This window comes from Actinomycetota bacterium, from assembly GCA_035540895.1.
Taxonomy (GTDB): Bacteria; Actinomycetota; JAICYB01; order JAICYB01; family JAICYB01; genus DATLFR01.
This window is the reverse complement of sequence record DATLFR010000037.1, coordinates 1-3,603: the sequence shown is the minus strand read 5'-3', so window position 1 is coordinate 3,603 and position 3,603 is coordinate 1. Positions and strand designations below refer to the sequence as shown.

Below are 3,603 nucleotides of genomic sequence, written 5' to 3'. Positions count from 1 at the left end.
GCTCCCAGGACGAGCTCCGCTCCCTGGCCCCGGACGTCGTCGCGGTGGTCGCCTTCGGTCAGATCCTCCCCCGCGAGGTGCTGGAGGCACCGAGGCTCGGGTGCGTGAACGTCCACTTCTCGCTCTTGCCGCGGTGGCGTGGAGCGGCTCCCGTGGAGCGCGCGATCATGGCCGGTGACACCGAGACGGGCATAACCACGATGCTCATGGACGAGGGCCTCGACACCGGGCCGATCCTGGCCACGCATGTCGAGCCGATCTCGGCGGAGGACACCTCGGGCGCCCTGCTCGAGCGCCTCGCCGCCCGGGGCGCGGAGATGCTCGTGGACTCGGTGCGCCGCCTGGCCGCGGGCGAGCTCGAGCCGCGCCCCCAGCCCGAGGACGGCGTGACCTACGCGCGCAAGATCACGGCCGAGGACACGGAGCTCGATCTCACGGGTGGATCCACGAGCCTGCGCGACGTCGTCCGGGCGCTGAACCCCCATCCGGGTGCGTTCACCTGGTTCCGCGGCCGCAGGTTGAAGGTCCTTCGGGCTGAGGTCGTCGAGGGCACCGGTCCGGCGGGCGAGATCGTGTCGGTGCAGGACGGGGGCCCTCAGGTCCAGACGGGATCCGGCCGGCTCGAGCTCGTGGAGGTGCAGCCGGAGGGGAAGCGGCCGATGTCCGGAGCCGACTTCGTCCGCGGATACAAGCCACAGGTCGGAGAACGACTCGGAGTCCCGCGCTGAACCGGGGCCGGCCACAGAGAGGCGGCGGAGGGCGCCGACCCCGCCGACCGGCCACGAGGCCTCCCGCGGCGAAGGCGTCCGGACCCCGCGCCGTCGCCATGCAGGTGCTCGAGCGCGTGCGGACCCGCGACGCCTTCGCGAACCTCCTCCTGCCGGCAGCCATCCGCGACGCCGGGCTCCCGCCGCTCGACGCCGCCCTTGCCACCGAGCTGACCTACGGGACGCTGCGCCGCCTCGGCACCCTCGACTGGGTGATCTCGCTGTACGCCCGGCGCGGGCTCACGGAGCTCGAGCCGGCGGTCCTCGACGCGCTCCGCCTCGGCGTCTACCAGCTGCTGTACACGGACGTCCCCGCCTACGCGGCCGTCTCCGAGACGGTCGCGGTGGTGCGGGGCCAGGGGGCGCAGGGCTTCGTCAACGCGATCCTGCGTCGCCTGTCGGCGGCGCGGGAGGACCTCCCCTGGCCGACCCGCGAGGGGGACATCGGCTCGTTCCTCGAGATCGTCTGCTCGCACCCGGGATGGATGGTGCGGGAGTGGCTGGATCTGATGGGCGCCCGGGAGGCCGAGGCGCTGTGTGAGGAGGACAACCGCCCCGCGCCGGTCACGGTACGGGCGGCTGCGATCCCGGCGGCCGAGCTCGCGGAGAGGTTCCGGGCGGCGGGACTCGATCCGCGGCCCGGGCGCTGGTCGGCCCAGGTGCTGAGCGTCCGCGGGGGAGGGGCTCCCACCTCGTGGCCCGGCTTCGACGAGGGTTGGTTCACCGTGCAGGACGAGGCCAGCGCGCTCGTCGCCGAGGCCGTGGACGCCCAGCCCGGGGAGACCGTCGTGGACCTGTGTGCGGGTCCGGGCGGGAAGACCGGACACCTGGCGCGGACGACGCGAACGGTCGCCGTCGAGCTGCACGAACCTCGGGCGCGGATGGTCCGGGACACGGCCAGGCGGCTCGGTGTCCCGGACCGGCACCTGGTCTGCGTGGTGGGCGATGGTCGTCGTCCGCCGGTCCGGACGGGAGCCGATGCCGTCCTCATCGACGCGCCGTGCTCCGGCCTGGGCGTGATCAGGCGCCGCGCGGAGGCGCGCTGGCGTGTGCGGCCGGAGGATGTCCGGACCCTGGCCGGGGTCCAGCGCGACCTCGTCCACGCCGGGCTCGACCTGCTCAGGCCCGGCGGACGCCTCGTGTACTCTGTCTGCACCGTGACCCGAGCCGAGACCGTCGACGTCCTGGAAGACGTCCTTCAGACGCGAGGCGACGTGGCGGTCTCGGAGGTCCTCCCGGCGATCCCGCGCCCCGCGTGGGCGCCCGGTCCGGCCCTCCAGCTCGTCCCGCATGACCACGGCACGGACGGCATGTTCGTCGCTCTCCTCACCCTCACCGGATGACGCGCCGTCCGTCGGGCGAGCTCGCGCCCTCGATCGTCTCAGCGGACCTGGCGCGCTTCGGCGAGCAGCTCGCCGCGGTCGAACCCCACTCCGGCCGGTGGCACGTCGACGTGATGGACGGGCACTACGTCCCCAACCTCACGATCGGACCGTCCACCGTAGGGACGATCGCCCGCATCTCGAAGCTCCCGCAGGACGTCCACCTGATGATCGCCAACCCCGACGCGACCTGGCGCTGGTACTCCGACGCCGGGGCGTCCCGCATCGCGTTCCACCCCGCGACCTCGTCCGACCCCGCCGCGCTCATCACGACGATGCGGGAGGCGGGCGTGGGACCGGGCGTGGCCATCAACCCCGACGAGCCGGCCGAGGAGATCGACGAGCTCCTGGCCGGGGTCGACCACGTGGTCGTCATGACCGTGCGACCCGGATTCTCCGGACAGGCGTTCATCGCCGACGTGATGCCGAAGCTGAGGACGCTGCGCTCATGGGTGGACGAGAGACGCCTCGACGTCCAGCTGGTGGTGGACGGCGGCATCAACCGGGAGACGGCGCCGCTGGCCGTGGAGGCGGGCGCCGATGTCCTCGTCTCGGCGTCCGCGGTCTTCGGCTCTGAGGACCCGCCCGCGATGGCCCGGGAGCTGGCCTCCTCATGGACCGTGATACCGGGCGCGGCCGCGCAGCCCACCTGACCCCAGACCTGGGAATATGTTGGCCATGAACGAGCCTGGGGCGTCCCCTCCTGCGCCGTCGCGCATCCTGGTCACCGACGACGACCCCGATATCAGGCGGCTCGTCTGCACCTACCTCGAGCTCGAGGGGTACGAGGTCCAGGAGGCGGAGGACGGGTTGATCGCCGTGCAGAAGGCGGTGGACTGGCGGCCCGACCTGATCCTGATGGACATCATGATGCCGAACAAGTCGGGCACGGACGCGCTCGCGGATATCCGGGCCGACTTCCGGACCGCCTACATCCCGATCGTGCTGCTCACCGCGAAGTCGCTCGTGGGCGACAAGGTCGGACACCTGCTCGCGGGTGCGGACGACTACATCGTGAAGCCGTTCGACCCCCAGGAGCTCGTGGCCCGCGTGGAGGTGGCCCTGCGGCGGTCGCAGGCGCTGCGGGGCCTGAACCCACTAACCGGGCTCCCGGGCAACACGGTGATCACCGAGGAGATCGGCCGCCGGCTGTCCGATCGCCAGCCCTTCGCCTGCCTCTACGTCGACCTCGACAACTTCAAGGCGTTCAACGACCACTACGGCTTCTCGCGGGGCGACGAGCTGATCAAGGTGCTGGCCGGGGTCATCCTCGCCTCCCTCCAGGAGCACAAGGGCCGGATCCGCTTCGCCGGGCACGTCGGGGGCGACGACTTCGTAGCGCTCTCGTCCCCGGAGGCGGCCGAGTCGCTGGCCCAGGAGATCTGCGACGGCTTCGACGAACGCTCCCGCGACCTGTACGACGAGGCCGACCTGGAACGCGGGTACATCGAGGT

Annotated in this window: 4 protein-coding genes; all 4 read left to right on the top strand. The window is 72.2% G+C overall.

The genetic code is table 11. The features are described from left to right. On the top strand, positions 1 to 728 hold a 728-nt coding region (gene fmt / locus VM840_02180), incomplete at its 5' end, for a methionyl-tRNA formyltransferase (GenBank protein ID HVL80385.1). Beyond that, positions 611 to 2,110 (top strand): 16S rRNA (cytosine(967)-C(5))-methyltransferase RsmB, encoded by a 1,500-nt coding sequence (gene rsmB / locus VM840_02175; GenBank protein HVL80384.1) that lies wholly within the window; start codon positions 611 to 613, stop codon positions 2,108 to 2,110. The genes fmt and rsmB, both read left to right, overlap by 118 nt. Further along, positions 2,107 to 2,802: a ribulose-phosphate 3-epimerase gene (gene rpe, locus VM840_02170; protein ID HVL80383.1), complete on the top strand. Its 696-nt coding sequence runs from the start codon at positions 2,107 to 2,109 to the stop codon at positions 2,800 to 2,802. The genes rsmB and rpe overlap by 4 nt, the downstream gene beginning before the upstream one ends. A gap of 25 nt (positions 2,803 to 2,827) precedes the next feature. Beyond that, positions 2,828 to 3,603 (top strand): response regulator (locus tag VM840_02165; protein HVL80382.1); only part of this gene is annotated, 776 nt, incomplete at its 3' end.